Below are 15,654 nucleotides of genomic sequence, written 5' to 3' on the forward strand. Positions count from 1 at the left end.
GCCTCAGGCGAACAGCGCCTTCAGCTCGGTGATCAGCTCCGGCGTGGCCTCCGCGAGCGGCTCGCGCACCGGCCCCGCGGGCAGTCCGAGCAGGTGAAGCGCCGCCTTGACCGCCACCGCACCCGGCTCGCGCGTCATGATCGCGGTGATCACCGGCAGGAGCGCCTGGTGCCGGCGCAGGGCCTCCTTGTTGTCGCCCTCGTCGTAGGCGTCGAGCATCGCCTTGATCTCGTTGCCCGCCACGTGCCCGACCGTGCTGACCGTGCCGACGCCACCGATCGAGTACAGCGGCAGGATCAGCTCGTCGTTGCCGGAGTAGAAGTCCAGCCCGGTCTCGGCGATGACCTTCGCGCTGGCCAGCAGGTCGACCTTGCAGTCCTTCACGCCGACGATCCGCGGGTGCTCCGCGAGCCGCAGCAGCGTCTCCGTCTCGATCGCCGTGGCCGTGCGGCCGGGGATGTCGTAGAGCAGCGCGGGCAGCCCGGATGCGTTCGCCACCTGCGTGAAGTGGTTGCGCACGCCCTCCTGCGTCGGCTTGCTGTAGTAGGGCGTCACGACCAGCAGCCCGTGCGCGCCGTTCTCCTCGGCGCTGCGAGCGAGCTCGATGGTGTGCCGCGTGGAGTTGGTGCCGACACCGGCGAGCACCTGGCTCCGGTCACCGACGGCCTCGGCGACGGCCTTGACGACCAGCGCCTTCTCGGCATCGGTCGTGGTCGGCGCCTCACCGGTCGTCCCGTTGACGACCAGCCCGTCCGCCCCGCCCCTGTCGACGAGGTGCGCCGCCAGCTCCTGCGCACCCTTGAGGTCCAGGTCGCCGTCGGGGGTGAACGGGGTGACCATCGCTACCAGCACTCGTCCGAACATGACTCAAGCGTGGCTGGGCTTTATGGAAAGTTCCAGTTAGAAGTTCTGCTCGGAACGTTAAGCTGAGCTTTGTGTTGGACGTGCGTCGCTTGAGGTTGCTCCACGCCCTGTCGGTCCACGGCACGGTCACCGCGGCGGCGGAGGCCCTGCACGTGACCTCTCCCGCCGTCTCCCAGCAGCTCGCCGCACTGGAACGCGAGGCCGGCGTCCCCCTGGTCGAACGCGACGGCCGCCGCCTGTCCCTGACCCGCGCGGGCCACGTCCTGGCCGCCCACACCCAGCTCGTCCTGGACCAGCTGGCCGCGGCCGAAGCCGACCTGGCCTCGCTGCGCACCTCCGTGTCCGGCGTGGTGCGCATCGGCGCGTTCGTGTCCGTCGCCGCACTGCTGCCGCGCGTGATCCAGCAGCTGCGCTCGGCCCACGGGTCCGATGTGGACCTGTTCGTGAACGAGATGGAACCCGAGACGTCACTGCCCGCCCTGCGCCGCGGTGACATCGACATCGCCGTCATCCACTCGTACAACATCATGCCGCGCACATTGCCCACCAACTGCGAGTCGCACGAGATGTTCGTGGAGCCGGTGAACGTGGCCCTGCCGCTGTCCGATCCGTTGGTGCAGCACGATTCCGTGGACCTGGCGCTGCTGGCCGACCGGCCGTGGATCATGCCGCGCACCGACGCGTCGTGCCACGAACTGACCCAACGCGCCTGCGGCGCCGCCGGTTTCGTGCCCCGCGCCCAGGCCTACTGCGACGACTTCGGGGTCATGTGCGGCCTGGTCGAAGCCGGCCTGGGCGTGGCCCTCGTGCCCTCGGTCGCGCGCAGGCCCGGGGTGGCGTTGCGGCCGTTGAAGCAGCAGGTGTTCCGGACCGTTTCGGCCGTGGTGCGGCATCGGGCGGACGGCCAGCCCGCGGTGCGCGTGGTGCTGGAGCAGCTACGCCAGGTCTGACGACATCACTCGTTTGGGTCTATTGTGGATTCGGGCTATGTTCGCCTGGTGCGCGTGGGCGTTTATGTGGATGGTTACAACCTCTACTACGGCGGAAGAAAGCATTGCGGTCGTGGCAGCGCAGGTTGGCGATGGCTTGATGTGCGGGCGTTGGCGGTCTCGCTGCTGAACGAGCAGGCGGCCAACTGGCCGGGGGCTCGGATCGACCGGATCGTGTACTGCACAGCGCGGATCAGCTCCGCTCACAACGCATCCGGTTCGCAGGACCAGGACGTGTACCTCAAGGCGTTGCTGGCAGCGGGCAGCGTCGATCACATCGAGTACGGCAACTACATCAGCAAGGTGATCAAGCGACCGCTGGCCACCGAGGGCAGCCGCGGCAGGCCCGTGCTGGTCGAACCGGACTGGCCGATCAAGGTGCAGGCCCAGGGGCAGCCGGTGGCCGGGGCGCTGTTCATGGCGTCGGTTGCCACGTTCGAGGAGAAAGGTTCCGACGTCAACGTCGCCTCGCACCTGCTGGTCGACGTGCTGACCGGGGTTGTCGACGCCGTGATGCTGGTCAGCAACGACAGCGACCTCCGGCTGCCCGTTCGCGAGGCTTGGCGACGACTGCCCGTCGGCGTGATCAATCCGGGCAGCGGCTACACGGCGGGCGCCTTGTCCACGAGCGCCGGCACCGGTGTGGGTACTGCTCACCACTGGTGGCGGACGTTGGCCGCCACCGACTACCGAGGTCATCAGTTGCCAGACCCGGCAGGGCGTTATACGAGGCCACCGGGCTGGTGACTCATGCGAGCAAGCATCCGTGCTAACATGCATGCATATCCGCCCGGCCCCTCGTGGGCCGGGTTTTTCTTTGCCCTCAGCTCACGCCAGGTCTGACAGCCACTGCTCGACGCCGGCCACGTGCACCGTCGACCAGCTGCGCGCGAGCTCCGGCTGATGTGCCGCGAGCGCGTCCACGATGGCCCGGTGCTCGGCGACGGTGCGGTCGACGGCGTTCGACTGGGTGATGCCGCGCCAGATGCGGACGCGGACGGTCGGCCCGGCCAGCGTGTCGAGGAGCTGCGCGAGGTAGGCGTTGCCGGAGCAGTGGGCGATGGCGCGGTGGAAGTCGAGGTCGTGCTCGACGAGCTCCTCGACGGACTTCGCCTGTTCGGCGGCATCGCACAGAGCCCTGAGCCGGATGACCTCTTCCGGGTCGATGCGCTGGGCGGCCATGGCGGCGGCCGCCGGTTCGAGGATGCGGCGGACCTGGAGGACCTCCAGCACCGAATCTTCGCCGCGGTGCAGGTCGAGGACGAACGAGAGCGCTCCCAGCAGGTCGTCCGCGCGCAGCGACGACACGTACGTTCCGTCGCCCTGGCGCACGTCGAGCACCCGGACGAGCGACAGCGCCTTCACGGCCTCGCGCAGCGAGTTGCGCGAGAGACCGAGGCGTTCGGCCAGGTCAGCCTCTCGCGGGAGACGGTCGCCCGGCTTCAGCTCGCCGGAAACGATCATCTCCTTGACGCGCAGGATCGCATCGTCGGTGACTGCCACGGCACCCTCAACTCGTTGTAGACCTCGGATGTCTGAACACCAGTATGCGTCACCCGTCATCACGTCTCGGTGATACCGGTTCGGATGACGGTGATTCACCTAGTCTTATGTGGGATGGTTATCTACTAACGAAGCGTGACGCGGGCCCCCGTTGTCGCCATAATGGTCTGGACCATTCAGGGAGGGATCTTGGACGCCGTTGTCGCAGCACCGCGCGCATTGCTCGGTCGCACGATCGTCGGTCCTGCCTCGGTGCGGATCAGGGACGGCCGCATCGTCGAGGTGACCACCGGTGAAGCACCACCCGGCGCGGAGGTCCTATCCGGCGGCCTGCTCACACCGGGCCTGGTGGACATCCAGGTGAACGGCGCCGTCGGCGTCGACTTCGCCGAGGTGGACGCCGCCGGTATGCGCTCGGTCTCAGCAGCACTGCCGGCCACGGGGGTGACCCGCTTCCTGCCGACGTTGATCACCGCACCGGTCGACGTGGTCATCCGCCAGTCCCACGCCGTGCTGGCCGCCGCGGCCACACTGCCGGACGGGATCGGTGCCCGCCCCCTCGGCGTGCACCTCGAGGGCCCGTTCCTCTCGCCGAAACGGGCCGGCGTGCACGACCCGTCGTTCATGGTCGAGCCTGGTCCGGACCAGATCGACGCACTCCTGAACGACGAGGTCCTGCGCCGCGCACTGCGCATGGTGACCCTGGCCCCCGAACAGCCCGGGGGCTTCGAAGCCGTCCGCCGCCTGGTCGAGGCCGGAGTCCTCGTCGCGGTGGGCCACTCCGACGCCACCGGCGAGCAGACCCGCGCCGCCGCCGACGCCGGCGCCCGCATGGTGACGCACCTCTTCAACGCCCAGCGCCCCCTCGGCCACCGCGAACCCGGCGTGCCCGGCGTCGCACTGGTCGACGACCGCTTCACGCTGGGCCTGATCGCGGACCTGGCCCACGTCGGCCCGGACGTGTGCCGCCTCGTGTTCAACGCGGCCGGCGCACGGGTCGCACTGGTGACCGACGCCGTCGCCGCGGCCGGCATGCCACCGGGCCGCTACCAGCTGGGCGGCGCGGACGTCCTGCTCACCGAGGACGGCGTGCCGCGTTCCCCCGAGGGCACGATCGCCGGCTCCGCGCTGACCCTCGACCGGGCCGTGCGCAACATCGTGTCCGTGGGCGTACCCGTGGCCGATGCGCTGGCATCAGCCACGATCGTGCCCGCCGAGGCCATCGGGGAGTCCGGTCTCGGCCGGCTCGCACCCGGTGCCGTCGCGGACCTGGTGTGGTGGGACGACGACCTGCGGCCCAGGAAGGTGTGGGTCGACGGCGAGGTCGTGTTCGACGCCGAGGTGCCGGTCGCGCCGGTCGAGGCGGTCGAGCGGGTTGCCCCGGTCGCCTCGGTGGCTGCGGGGTATGTGGCCGCGGCGCAGTAGGTGACCGCGGGGCCGAAGTTGGCTGCGCAGCCGAAGTTGCTTGCGAGGCCGGAGTTGGCTGCGCAGCGGAAGTTGCCCGCGCAGCTGGAGTTGGCTGCGCAGCCGACGTTGCCCGCGGGGCCGGAGTCGGCTGCGCAGCCGAAGCTGCCCGCAGGCGGTGGACGGCCGCGGGGCGCGGGTTGACCGCGGCCTTGCTCATCACCGGCCCGGTCGGGGTGGGCAAGACGACGGTGGCACAGGCGGTGGGGGATCTGCTCGCACGGGCGGCGGTCCCCCATGCCGTCATCGACCTGGACTGGCTGGCCGCGAGCTGGCCCGCGCCGCCCGGCGACCGGTTCAACTTCGAACTGCAGCTGCGGAACCTCGCGGCTGTCGCGCGCAACTACCTCGACGCCGGCGCGCACCGGCTCGTGCTGGCGGGCGTGGTCGAGAGCAGGGCAGATCGGCAGCGGTACGCCGATGTGCTCGGGGTCGACCTCGCGGTGTGCCGGTTGCGGGCGGATCTGGCGGTGGTCGAGCGGCGGCTGGTCGGGCGGCATCGCGACGACGGCGAGCTGCGGTGGCACGTCGAGCGGTCGCGGGAGCTCGAACGGATCTTCGATGCGGCCGGGGTGGCGGACTTCGTTGTCGCTGCCGATGGCGAGGTGGCCCAGGTGGCCCAGGTGGCCGAGAGCGTTGCCGGCGCGGCCGGGTGGTTGTGATGCCTGGGGCCGTGGTGCTCGATCCGTGACGGCGAAGGGTCGTGCGGGCGGGTGGCTCGGCGGTGGACCGGGACAAGACAGCGGAGGGGCGTGGCGGGCGATGTGGCCGTCGCGCCCCTCACGCGTTTCCTCATCTGCGGGCGCACGAGGTCATGGGTTCCGGACATGACTCAACAGACGACCCCGAGCGCGGATCCGGACAACCTTCACCCGATCGAGTGGTCCGAAGGGGCAAGGACACGATAAGGGGCCGCCCGGAACTCCGGACGGCCCCACAAACCCGCAAACCCACGAACACGCAGCCGGCGAACGGCGAACGGCTAGAGCGTCCGCGTCACCTTGTTCAGCCCCCGAGGGCTGTCCGGGTCACCGCCACGCGCCAGCGCCAGCCCGTGCGCGAGCCGCTGCACCGGCAGGATCTCCAGCACCGGCGCCACCTCCTCGGCGGTTTCCGGGATCGCGATCGCCAGCGTCGCCCCCACCTTCTCCGAGGCCGACCCGACCGCGACGACGTCGGCGCCGCGGGAGTGGACCACGTCGAGGGCGTCGCGCAGCGAGTCGCCGCCCTTGCCGAGTGACGTGATCGCCAGCACCGCGGTTTCGCCGTCGACGGCCGCCACCGGGCCGTGCAGCAGGTCGGCGCCGCTGTACGCGCGGGCGGCCAGGTAGGACGTCTCGGCGAGCTTCAGCGAGGCTTCCAGGGCGGTGGCGTACGAGTAGCCACGGCCGGTCGTCAGCACCCGGTCCACGAACCGGTACCGCCGCACGGCTTCCTCGACGGTCGGCGTCGAGGCGTCCAGCGTCACCTGGGCCAGGTCGCCCAGCGAAGCCGCCGCCTCGCCGTTGCCGCCGCGCACGGCGTCGATCAGCAGGTACAGCGCCAGCAGGGTCGCCGAGTACGTCTTGGTGGCCGCCACCGCGTGTTCGACGCCGGCCGACACGTCCACCGACAGCTCGGCGGCCGCGTTCAGCGGGGAGGTCGCCGTGTTCGTCACGGCCACGGTCAGGGCGCCGCGGCGGCGGGCGGAGGCGGTGACCTCCAGCAGGTCGGGGGAGCCGCCGGACTGCGAGACCGTCACCAGCAGCACGTCGCGCAGGTCCGGTTCGGCGCCGTACAGCGTGGTGGTCGACGCGGAGACCAGGCCGGCGGGCAGCTGCAGCAGGATTTCGGTCAGGTACTTCGCGTAGATCGCCGCGTGGTCGCTGGAGCCGCGCGCGGCGAACAGCACGAACCGCGGCGCGCGCTCACGGATGACAGCGGCCACGGAAGCGATCGACGACCGCGATGCGTACAGGGACGAGAAGATCGACGGCTGCTCGGCGATCTCCGCGGCCATGTGGCGGCCGGGCTGGGGCGTGGTCATGTCGTGCCTTTCAGGATCAGCTCGGCCGCGGCTCGGAGGCTCACCCGCGAACCGCCGTGGGTGTCGATGCGGGCGACGCTGCCCAGGTCGGGACCAGGCACGCCGGTTTCGACGTGCACCACGTCCAAGCCCAGATTAGTTAAGTTTGTTACCAGTTGTCGAGCGCTGGTGTGGCGGTGGGCGTCACGCGTCACCACCACAATCGTGCGCGTGCCGGCAGCGCGCGCAACTTCGTCCGCGGAGATGTCGCGTGCGGCGATCACCTCGGTGCCCGGCAGGACCTCGGCCAGGTAGGGGCCCAGGCCCCACGGGACGTCGCCGACCGCGATCGACGGGTCCACCACCAGGTCCACGACGACCGGGTCCGCACCGACACTAACCCGGCCACGTGCCGAAACAGCACGTCGAGCGGCCGTGAGACCGATCTCAGCGTCGTGCGCGTCGACGGTCGAGGGGGGCAGGCCGAGCGCCAGCGAGCGGGCGGCGGCCTGGGTCAGGCGTTCCTCGGACAGCTTGCCCGCCTTCACCGCGGCCACGATCGAGTCGATCAGCCACTGGATCTCGGCGTCGTCCAGCGGCATGCCGCCCAGACACATCGCGTCGACACCCGCGGCCAGCGCGCGCACCGCGCCCTCCGCCAGGTCGCCGCCCACGGCCTTCATGTCGAGGCCGTCGGTGATCACCGCGCCGGTGAAGCCCAGCTCGTTGCGCAGCAGGTCGATCGCGTGCTTGTTCAACGTCACGGGCGCGCTGCCCCACTCGGGGATCACGAGGTGCCCGGTCATGATCGACCGCACCCCCGCGTTCACCGCCGCGCGGAACGGCACCAGTTCCACCGCGCGCAGCTGCTCCTCGGTGCGCGGCAGCACGGGCAGCTGCTCGTGCGAGTCCTCTGTGGACGCACCGTGGCCGGGGAAGTGCTTGGCGCACGCGGCGACGCCGACGGCCTGCAACCCCTCCACCCACGCGGCGACGTGCCGCGCGGCCAGCACCGGGTCGGAGCCGAAGGCCCGCACGCCGATGATCGGGTCGTCCAGCGTCAGCACCAGGTCCGCGGACGGCGCCAGGTTCAGCGAGATCCCGCACTTCGCCAGCCGCGCGCCGATCGACGCGGCCACCGACCGGGTCAGGTCGAGGTCGTCCGCCACGCCCAGGGCGTAGTTGCCCGGCACCTCGGACCCGCGGCCCGCGTCGAGGCGGGTGACGTCGCCGCCCTCCTCGTCGATGCCGATCACCACGTCCGGCCGCACCGAGCGCAGCTCCGAGCACAGCGAGGTCACCTGCGAGTCGGACACCACGTTGCGGCCGAACAGGACCACACCGCCGAGACCGTCAGCGACCCGGCGCAGCAACCAGTCGGGGGCGGTCGTCCCGTGAAACCCGGGCAGCAGAACCGCAGCGGCCAGCTGATCCACGCGTCATCCCTTCACTGCACCGGCGGTGACGCCGGCGACCATCTTGCGCTGGACGATGAGGAAGAACACCAGTGCGGGCACGGTGAACAGCACCGAAGCGGCCATCGCGCCACCCCAGTCGGTGCCGAACGCGGTCTGGAAGCCCGACAGCCACACCGGGAGCGTCTCCCGGTCCTGGCTGCGGATCAGCACCTTCGCGAACAGGAACTCGTTCCACGCCGTGATGAACGCGAACACCGACGTCGCCACGAGACCCGGCCCGAGCAGCGGCAGGGTCACCTTCTGGAACGCGCCCCACCGCCCGCAGCCGTCGACCATCGCGGCCTCTTCGAGCTCGGCCGGGATGCCGTTGACGAACCCGCGCAGCGTCCACGCGCAGAACGGCAGCGTGACCGCGAAGTACACGAGCACCAGCGACGAGAGGTGTTCGTAGAGCTGAAGGTCCCGCATCATCAGGAACATCGGGATGAGCAACGCCTCGAACGGCGCCATCTGCGCCACCAGCATCAGCAGCACGAAGCCCTTGCGCCCGCGGAACGCGAAGCGCGACATGGCGACGGCCGCCATGATGCCGATGATGATCGCCGCGAGCACCGCGACGAGCGTGACCATCAGGCTGTTGCCCAGCGCCGACAGGAAGCCCGGCTTGGTCCACGCGGTGACGAAGTTGGAGAACGTCACCGAGAACGGGACCAGGTCGTAGTCCGACGTGATCGTCGAACCCTTCGGCTTCAACGCCGACGTGATCATCCAGTACGTCGGGAAGAGGAAGAACAACGCGAGGAAGAGGCCGGCGATGTTCGCCGCTGACTTCTTGAGCATCAGATCTTGCCCTCCTCGGTCTGCAGCAGCTTGCGCAGGTACTGGAACGTGATCAGGCCGAGGATGACCATCATCAGCACGCTGATCGCGGCGGCCACGCCGAAGTGGCTCTTCGCGATGCCCTCCAGGTACTGCAGCACCGGCAACGTCGTGCTCTCACCGCTCGGACCGCCCTCGCGGAACACCCAGATCTGCGCGAAGACCTTGAAGTCCCACAGCACCGACAGGAACGTCACCATCATCAGCAGCGACCGGATCTCCGGCCACGTCACCGCGCGGAACGTCTGCCAGCCGGAGGCACCGTCGATGCCGGCGGCCTCGTAGAGGTCGCGCGGGATGCCGACGAGACCGGCGTACAGCGAGAACGCCAGGAACGGGATCGCCTGCCACACGATCAGCAGGCCGACGACCGACAGCGTCGAGGAGCCGGACGAGAACCACGAGTACCCGGCGAAGGAGTCGAACCCGAGCTGCACCAGCGTCTTGTTCAAGATGCCGTAGTTCTGGTCGAACATCCACTGGTAGACCGTGGTGGACGCGAGGATCGGCATCGCCCACGCGCAGAGCATCGAGACCTGCAACGCGATCCGCACCCACGGCGTCAGCACGCGCATCAGCAGCGCGATGCCGAGGCCCATGCCCACGGAGGCGACGACGACGGCCACGGTGAACACGACGGTCCGCAGCGAGACGGTCCAGAACCGCTCGTCCTGCAGCACGGCCGCGTAGTTGTCGAGGCCGGTCCACACGATCTCGCCGCGCACCAGCTCGCCGAGGTTGAGCTGGCGGAAGCTCGTCACGAACACCGAGACGACCGGCCAGCCGATCAGCCAGAGGATCGCGATGAGCGCGGGGGCCAGCAGCAGGTAGGGCAGCGCCCGGTCGAAGGCGCTGCCCCGGCGGCGGCGCTTGCGCGCCCCACCCGTCACGGCAGGCGGCAGCGCCGGCGGGGTGGTTCCCCCGGCCGGCGCTGCCGTTTCGGTCGTCTTGACGGCCGTCATCTCGGCTGGGCTATCCCATGGCCTTGGTGACGGCGTCGCTCGCGTCCTTCGTGGCCTGGTCCAGCGACTTCGCGCCGGTCAGGTACGCGGTGAGCGCGTCCTTCAGCGGGTTCTGGCCCGCCTCGACGGCCGCCCACTTCGGCGTCACCGGGGTGACCTTGCCGTTGGGGGACGACTCCGCCATGGCCTTGCCGATCGCGTTGGTCGCGAGCTTCGCGGTGTCCTTCGAGGTACCGGGGACGGCGCCACCCTCGGCGAGCATGTCCTGGTACTTCTTCGACGACAGCAGCGACAGGTACTTCTTCGCCGCGGCGGCGTTCTTGCTGGACGCCGGGATCGCGAGGTTCGAGCCACCGAGGAACACGGGCGCGGCCGCGCCGGCCTTCTTCGACGGGATCGGGAACGCCGAGGTCTTGTCCTTCAGCTCCGGCTTGGCCTTGACGGCACCGGCGAGCTCCCACGGGAGGCCGACCATCATGCCGACGTTGCCCGTGCCGAAGACCTCCATCTGCTGGGGCTTCGCCTCGTCGATGTCGGCAGGGACCTTCTTGACGGCCGAGGCGTCGTAGAGCGCCTTGTACGCCTCGAAGCCCGCCTTGGACTGCGCGGAGTCGAGCGTGCTCGTCCACTTGCCCGCGTCCTGCTTGGCGACGTCGCCGCCCTCGTCCCAGATCAGCGAGAGCAGGAAGTACCAGGACTGACCCGGCAGGTACAGGGCCTGGAAGTCCGGGTTGGCCGCGTTCGCGGCCTTCAGCTTGGTGATCGCGTCGATCCACTCGGCCCGCGACGTCGGCGGCTTCGCGATGCCGGCCGCCTGGAACAGGTCCGTGCGGTAGATGACGGTGCGGTTCGCCGCGTAGAACGGCACACCGTACTGCTTGCCGTTGAGCGTCAGCGAGTCCTTCAGACCGCCCAGCCACTCACCGCTGTTGAACTGGCTCGCGTCCGCGGTCAGGTCGGCCAGCGTGCCCTGGTCCGCGAAGCTCGCGGTCTGGGTGTTGCCGAGCTCGATGACGTCCGGCGGCGTGCTGCTGGCCAGCGCGGTGGTCAGCTTCTCCTGGATGCCGGTCCACTTCTGGACCTCGTACTTGACCTTGATGCCGTTCGCCGACTCGAACTCCTTGTTCAAGGCGTCGGTCAGGGTCGCCGGCGCGGAGCCGTCCATGAGCCACACGGTGATCTCTTTGGTCTCCGTGCTGCTACCGGTGTTCGTGCTCGTGCCACATCCCGACACGGCCACTGCCAGTGCGGCGGCACCAGCAGCGAGTCCTCTCCAGCCCTTCACAGTCGCGCCCTTTCAGCAAGCCCGGCCCCTCGGCCGGAACGCCCAAGTGGTGTAGACCAATGCGGAACAGCGTGTGCCGCGTCACTGCTCCTGTCAAGCGCGTTGCCAAAGCGTTGCGGAGTCCTCGGACCTTTTTTGTGTCGAATGGCGGGGGTTCGAACGCACGGGAGGACGCGGACAAGGCATCCTTGTGGGGCGTGACGTGAAGTGCGAGGAGGAGGCCATGCTGGAGACGACGCCTGCATCAGGCGTGGACGCCAGGACGCGTGCACAGCGCGAACCCAAGTACTGGGGTCTCAAGCGGCACCTGCTCGACCTGTTGAGGGCGTTGCCGCCCGGTTCGCCGATCCCCACGGAACGGTCGCTGGCCGCGGAGTTCGACGTCTCCAGGACCACCGTCCGCCAGGCGCTCGCCGAGCTGACGGTCGAGGGGCGGCTGCTCCGGGTGCAGGGCAAGGGCACCTTCGCGGCCGAGCCCAAGGTCGCCCAGAGGTTGCAGCTGTCGTCGTACACAGAGGACATGCGGGCCCAGGGTCGCGTGCCGTCGTCGAAGCTGATCGAGGCCTCGGAGATGCCCGCGGAGGCGGAGCTGGCCCGGCTGCTCGGCGTGCGTCCCGGCGCCAAGGTGCTGCGGCTGCACCGGCTGCGCCTGGCCGACAACGAGCCGATGGCGATCGAGACGACCCACCTCGCGCTGGGCCGGTTCCGCGGCCTGCGCCGCTACCTGGCGCCCGGTGCCTCGCTGTACCAGGTGCTGTCGGAGCGGTTCGGCGTCGAGATGGGACACGCGGAGGAGACCATCGAGACCGCGCTGGCCTCGCCGGAGGAGGCCGAGCTGCTCGGCGCGGACATCGGCCTGCCGATGCTGCTGCTGTCGCGGCACTCGTTCGACACCGAGGGCAGCCCGATCGAGTGGGTGCGCTCGGTCTACCGCGGCGACCGGTACAAGTTCGTCGCCACGCTGAACCGGCCGTCCTGAGCGGCCGCGCATGATCGCCTGGGGGACGCCACGCGCCCGCGCGGTGCTGGCCACCACGATCCTCGGCTCCGGCATGGCGATGCTCGACGGGACGATCGTCAACGTCGCCCTGCCCCGCATCGGCGCGGAGTTCAGCGCGTCGGTCACCGACCTGCAGTGGATCCTCAACGGCTACATGCTCGCGCTGGCCTCGCTGATCCTGGTCGCCGGCTCGCTCGGTGACCGCTTCGGCCGCCGCCGGGTCTACGTGGTCGGCGTGGTCTGGTTCGGCGTCGCCTCGTTGCTGTGCGGCGTGGCGTGGGACGTGCCGGTGCTGGTCGCGGCACGGGTGCTGCAGGGCGTGGGCGCGGCGTTGCTGACGCCGGGAGCGCTCGCGATCCTGCAGTCGTCGTTCAACCGGGAGGACCGGTCACGGGCGATCGGCGCCTGGTCGGGGCTGTCCGGTGTGGCCACGGCGATCGGGCCGTTCGTCGGCGGGCTGCTGGTGCAGGCCTGGTCGTGGCGGCTCGCGTTCCTGGTGAACCTGCCGGTCGCGGCGCTGTGCGTGTTCCTCGCGCTGCGCTCGGTGCCGGAGTCGCGCGACGAGACCGCGGGCCACCCGAACTACCTCAGCGCGCTGGTCGGGGCGGTGGGCCTCGCGTTGCTCACCGGCGGTCTGGTCGAGCAGTCGTACCCGGTGGCGGCCCTCGGGCTGGTCGCGATGATCGCGTTCGGCGTGGTCCAGGTGCGTTCGCACGACCCGCTGGTGCCGCCGGAGCTGTTCCGCGACCGCACGTTCCTGGTGGCGAACCTGCTGACGTTCCTGGTCTACGCGGCGCTCGGCGGCGTGATGGTGCTGCTGGTGCTCCAGCTGCAGGTGTCGCTGGGCTACTCGCCGACGGCGTCCGGCCTGGCCAGCGTGCCGATCACGATCATCATGCTGCTGGCGTCGTCCACCTCGGGCAAGATCGCCCAGCGCTACGGCCCCCGCTGGCAGCTGATCCTCGGGCCGATCGTCGTGGGCCTGGGCATGCTGCTGCTGCGCAACGCCGAACCCGGCGCGGACTACCTGACCGGTGTGCTGCCGGGCGTGCTGGTGTTCGGCCTCGGCCTGGCCGCGGTGGTCGCACCGGTCACCGCGACCGTGCTCGCCTCGGCACCCGACCACCACGCGGGCGTCGCGTCCGGCGTGAACAACGCCGTGGCACGCACCGGGAGCCTGCTCGCGATGGCCGTGCTGCCCGCCGCCGTGGGCCTCGTGGGCGACGACTACGCCGACCCGGCGGTGATGACCTTGGGCTGGCGGATGGCGCTGGTGCTGTGCGCGGTGGCGGCGATCATCGGCGGCCTGCTCGCGTTCGGCGTGGACAACCGCGTGCTGGCCACCGACCACGAGCAGCCGGACAACCCGCACCCCGGCGACTGCCTGCACTGCGGCGTCGAGGGACCGCCGACGCACGTCCGGTCAGGCGGCGAGAAGGCGCGCCAGTAGCGCGGGGTCGATGTTGCCGCCGGACACGACGGCGACACCGGTCCCCGCACCGGCCAGCTTGGCCAGCGCGGCCACCGCCACCGCACCACTGGGCTCGGCGACCAGCCGCGCCTGCCTGGCCAGGGCCGCCACCGCGCCGAGGATCTCCTCCTCGGTCACGGTGACCACGTCGTCGACGTACGCGCTGATGTGCGCCCACGTCAGCTCCGACGGCTCGTCCCGCAACGCGTCGGCGACCGTCCGGGCCCGTTCCACCGGGTCCCACCGCACCAGCTGGCCCGCCCGCAGCGACGCCGCGACGTCCCCGGCCAGCGCGGGCTCGGCGCCGATCACCCGCACCTCCGGCTTGATCGACTTGATCGCGGTGGCCACCCCGGAGATCAGCCCGCCACCGGACATCGGCACCACGACGACGTCGGCGGACGGCAGGTCGGCCAGCACCTCCAGCCCGATGGTGCCCTGACCGGCGATCACGTCCGGGTGGTCGAACGGCGGGATCAGCGCCGCGCCGCGTTCGGCGACGAGCTCCTCCGCCCGTTGCACCCGCTCGGTGATCCCGACGATGAAGACCTCCGCGCCCAGCGCGCGGGTGGCCTCGACCTTGACCTCCGGCGTGTTCGACGGCATCACGATCGCGGCCGGCACCCCGTGCAGCCGGGCCGCGTACGCGACGGCCTGCGCGTGGTTGCCGCTGGAGTACGCCACCACGCCGCGGGAGCGGTCCTCCAGTCGCGCCAGCGCGTTGAGCGCACCGCGCAGCTTGAAGGCGCCGATCGGCTGCAACGACTCCGGCTTGAGCCACCCGGACCCGAACGGCAGCAACGGCGTGCGCACCACGTGCGGCGCGATCACCTCGGCCGCCGCCCGGATCGATGAGAGCGTGATCATCCGAGGATCGACGCGAGCAGCGCGGGCTCGATGTTGCCGCCGGACACCACCGCGACCGTCTTGCCCTCCGGCAGCGACCGGTTCAGGTACGCCGCGACGACCGTGGCACCGGACGTCTCGGACACCACGCGGGTGCGCCGCACGAGCTGCCGCACGGCGTCGCGGATCTCGTCCTCGGACACGGTGACGATGTCGTCCACGTACTCCTTGATGTGCGCCCACGTCAGATCGGACGGCTCCGCGCGCAGCCCGTCGGCGCTCGTGCGGGCGCGGTCGTGCGCGTCCCACCGCACCAGCTCGCCGGCGTGCAGCGACGCCGCGGCGTCACCGGCCAGCTCCGGCTCGACACCGATCACGCGGGCGTTGGGGCACAACGCCTTCACGGCCACGGCAACACCGGAGATCAGCCCGCCGCCGCTCACCGGCACCAGCACCGTGGCCACGTCCGGCAGGTCCTCGCAGATCTCCAGGCCGACCGTGCCCTGCCCGGCGATCACGTCGAAGTGGTCGAACGGCGGGATCAGCGTGGCACCGCGTTCCTCGACCAGCTCGGCCGCGCGCGACTCCCGTTCGGTGATGCCGACGACGAACACCTCGGCACCGTGCGCGCGCGTCGCGTCGATCTTGAGCTGCGGCGTGTTCTCCGGGACGACGATCGCGGCCGGCATGCCGAGCAGCTTGGCCGCGTACGCCACGGCCTGCGCGTGGTTACCGCTCGAATACGCCACGACACCGCGCGCACGGTCCTCGGAAGCTATGCGGGACAACGCGTTCGTGGCACCGCGTTGCTTGAACGCGCCGATCGGCTGCAGGTTCTCCGGCTTGATCCACAGCGAGGAGTCGAAGGCCAGCAACGGGGTGCGGACGACGTGGGGGGCGATCGCGGCGGCGGCCGCGCGGATGTCCTCGATGGTCACCAGGCGCATGCGTCGATGATGCACGTCACG

Annotated in this window: 15 protein-coding genes; 6 read left to right on the forward strand and 9 right to left on the reverse strand. The window is 70.5% G+C overall.

Annotation, left to right across the window (positions count from 1 at the left end):
• Positions 1-3: 3 nt before the first annotated feature.
• On the reverse strand, positions 4-864 hold the full coding sequence (dapA, locus tag ADL03_RS19535; RefSeq protein ID WP_053734935.1) for a 4-hydroxy-tetrahydrodipicolinate synthase: 861 nt from the start codon (positions 862-864) through the stop codon (positions 4-6).
• Positions 865-953: 89 nt separating this feature from the next.
• Here dapA and ADL03_RS19540 point away from each other — a divergent pair, with 89 nt between their 5' ends.
• Both ADL03_RS19540 and ADL03_RS19545 read left to right on the forward strand, forming a co-directional pair.
• Positions 954-1,814, forward strand: a complete 861-nt coding sequence (locus ADL03_RS19540; RefSeq protein WP_053734936.1) for a LysR family transcriptional regulator — start codon at positions 954-956, stop codon at positions 1,812-1,814.
• A gap of 48 nt (positions 1,815-1,862) precedes the next feature.
• A complete protein-coding gene (locus ADL03_RS19545) occupies positions 1,863-2,600 on the forward strand; it encodes an NYN domain-containing protein (protein WP_053734937.1) in 738 nt (245 codons plus the stop codon).
• An 81-nt stretch (positions 2,601-2,681) separates the two neighbouring features.
• On the opposite strand, the gene ADL03_RS19550 is transcribed toward ADL03_RS19545, so the two are convergent.
• The gene (locus ADL03_RS19550; RefSeq protein ID WP_053734938.1) at positions 2,682-3,356 is read right to left on the reverse strand and encodes a FadR/GntR family transcriptional regulator; all 675 of its coding nucleotides are present in this window, start codon (positions 3,354-3,356) and stop codon (positions 2,682-2,684) included.
• A gap of 189 nt (positions 3,357-3,545) precedes the next feature.
• Between ADL03_RS19550 and nagA the strand changes: the two genes are divergently transcribed.
• Positions 3,546-4,781: an N-acetylglucosamine-6-phosphate deacetylase gene (nagA, locus tag ADL03_RS19555; RefSeq protein ID WP_082373279.1), complete on the forward strand. Its 1,236-nt coding sequence runs from the start codon at positions 3,546-3,548 to the stop codon at positions 4,779-4,781.
• Positions 4,782-4,960: 179 nt separating this feature from the next.
• Positions 4,961-5,482: an AAA family ATPase gene (locus ADL03_RS19560; protein ID WP_063798643.1), complete on the forward strand. Its 522-nt coding sequence runs from the start codon at positions 4,961-4,963 to the stop codon at positions 5,480-5,482.
• A 320-nt stretch (positions 5,483-5,802) separates the two neighbouring features.
• Here the strand turns inward: ADL03_RS19560 and ADL03_RS19565 are convergent, their stop codons facing one another.
• Genes ADL03_RS19565 through ADL03_RS19585 form a run of 5 tightly spaced genes read right to left on the reverse strand, consistent with a single transcriptional unit; the run spans position 5,803 to position 11,249 of the window.
• A complete protein-coding gene (locus tag ADL03_RS19565) occupies positions 5,803-6,819 on the reverse strand; it encodes an SIS domain-containing protein (protein WP_197288475.1) in 1,017 nt (338 codons plus the stop codon).
• A gap of 23 nt (positions 6,820-6,842) precedes the next feature.
• Complete coding sequence (locus ADL03_RS19570) at positions 6,843-8,261, reverse strand: glycoside hydrolase family 3 protein (RefSeq protein WP_053734940.1); 1,419 nt, start codon at positions 8,259-8,261, stop codon at positions 6,843-6,845.
• 3 nt (positions 8,262-8,264) lie between these two features.
• Complete coding sequence (locus tag ADL03_RS19575) at positions 8,265-9,083, reverse strand: carbohydrate ABC transporter permease (RefSeq protein ID WP_053734941.1); 819 nt, start codon at positions 9,081-9,083, stop codon at positions 8,265-8,267.
• Positions 9,083-10,084: a carbohydrate ABC transporter permease gene (locus ADL03_RS19580; RefSeq protein WP_053734942.1), complete on the reverse strand. Its 1,002-nt coding sequence runs from the start codon at positions 10,082-10,084 to the stop codon at positions 9,083-9,085. Before ADL03_RS19580 ends, ADL03_RS19575 begins: the two co-directional genes overlap by 1 nt.
• 10 nt (positions 10,085-10,094) lie before the next feature.
• Positions 10,095-11,249 carry an extracellular solute-binding protein gene (locus tag ADL03_RS19585; RefSeq protein WP_197288468.1) on the reverse strand — a complete coding sequence of 385 codons (1,155 nt, stop codon included), beginning with the start codon at positions 11,247-11,249 and terminating at the stop codon, positions 10,095-10,097.
• Between the two features lie 343 nt (positions 11,250-11,592).
• Between ADL03_RS19585 and ADL03_RS19590 the strand changes: the two genes are divergently transcribed.
• Positions 11,593-12,348 carry a GntR family transcriptional regulator gene (locus tag ADL03_RS19590; RefSeq protein WP_053734993.1) on the forward strand — a complete coding sequence of 252 codons (756 nt, stop codon included), beginning with the start codon at positions 11,593-11,595 and terminating at the stop codon, positions 12,346-12,348.
• Positions 12,349-12,358: 10 nt separating this feature from the next.
• Positions 12,359-13,819: an MFS transporter gene (locus ADL03_RS19595; RefSeq protein ID WP_053734944.1), complete on the forward strand. Its 1,461-nt coding sequence runs from the start codon at positions 12,359-12,361 to the stop codon at positions 13,817-13,819.
• On the opposite strand, the gene ADL03_RS19600 is transcribed toward ADL03_RS19595, so the two are convergent.
• The gene (locus tag ADL03_RS19600) at positions 13,793-14,707 is read right to left on the reverse strand and encodes a threonine/serine dehydratase (protein ID WP_053734945.1); all 915 of its coding nucleotides are present in this window, start codon (positions 14,705-14,707) and stop codon (positions 13,793-13,795) included. The two genes, ADL03_RS19595 and ADL03_RS19600, sit on opposite strands and share 27 nt — an antisense overlap.
• Entirely contained in the window at positions 14,704-15,633 is a 930-nt protein-coding gene (locus ADL03_RS19605; protein ID WP_053734946.1) for a threonine/serine dehydratase, read from the reverse strand. Before ADL03_RS19605 ends, ADL03_RS19600 begins: the two co-directional genes overlap by 4 nt.
• Positions 15,634-15,654 lie beyond the last annotated feature (21 nt).

Origin of the sequence: Nocardia sp. NRRL S-836, assembly GCF_001279525.1 — a bacterium.
Lineage (GTDB): Bacteria > Actinomycetota > Actinomycetes > Mycobacteriales > Pseudonocardiaceae > Lentzea.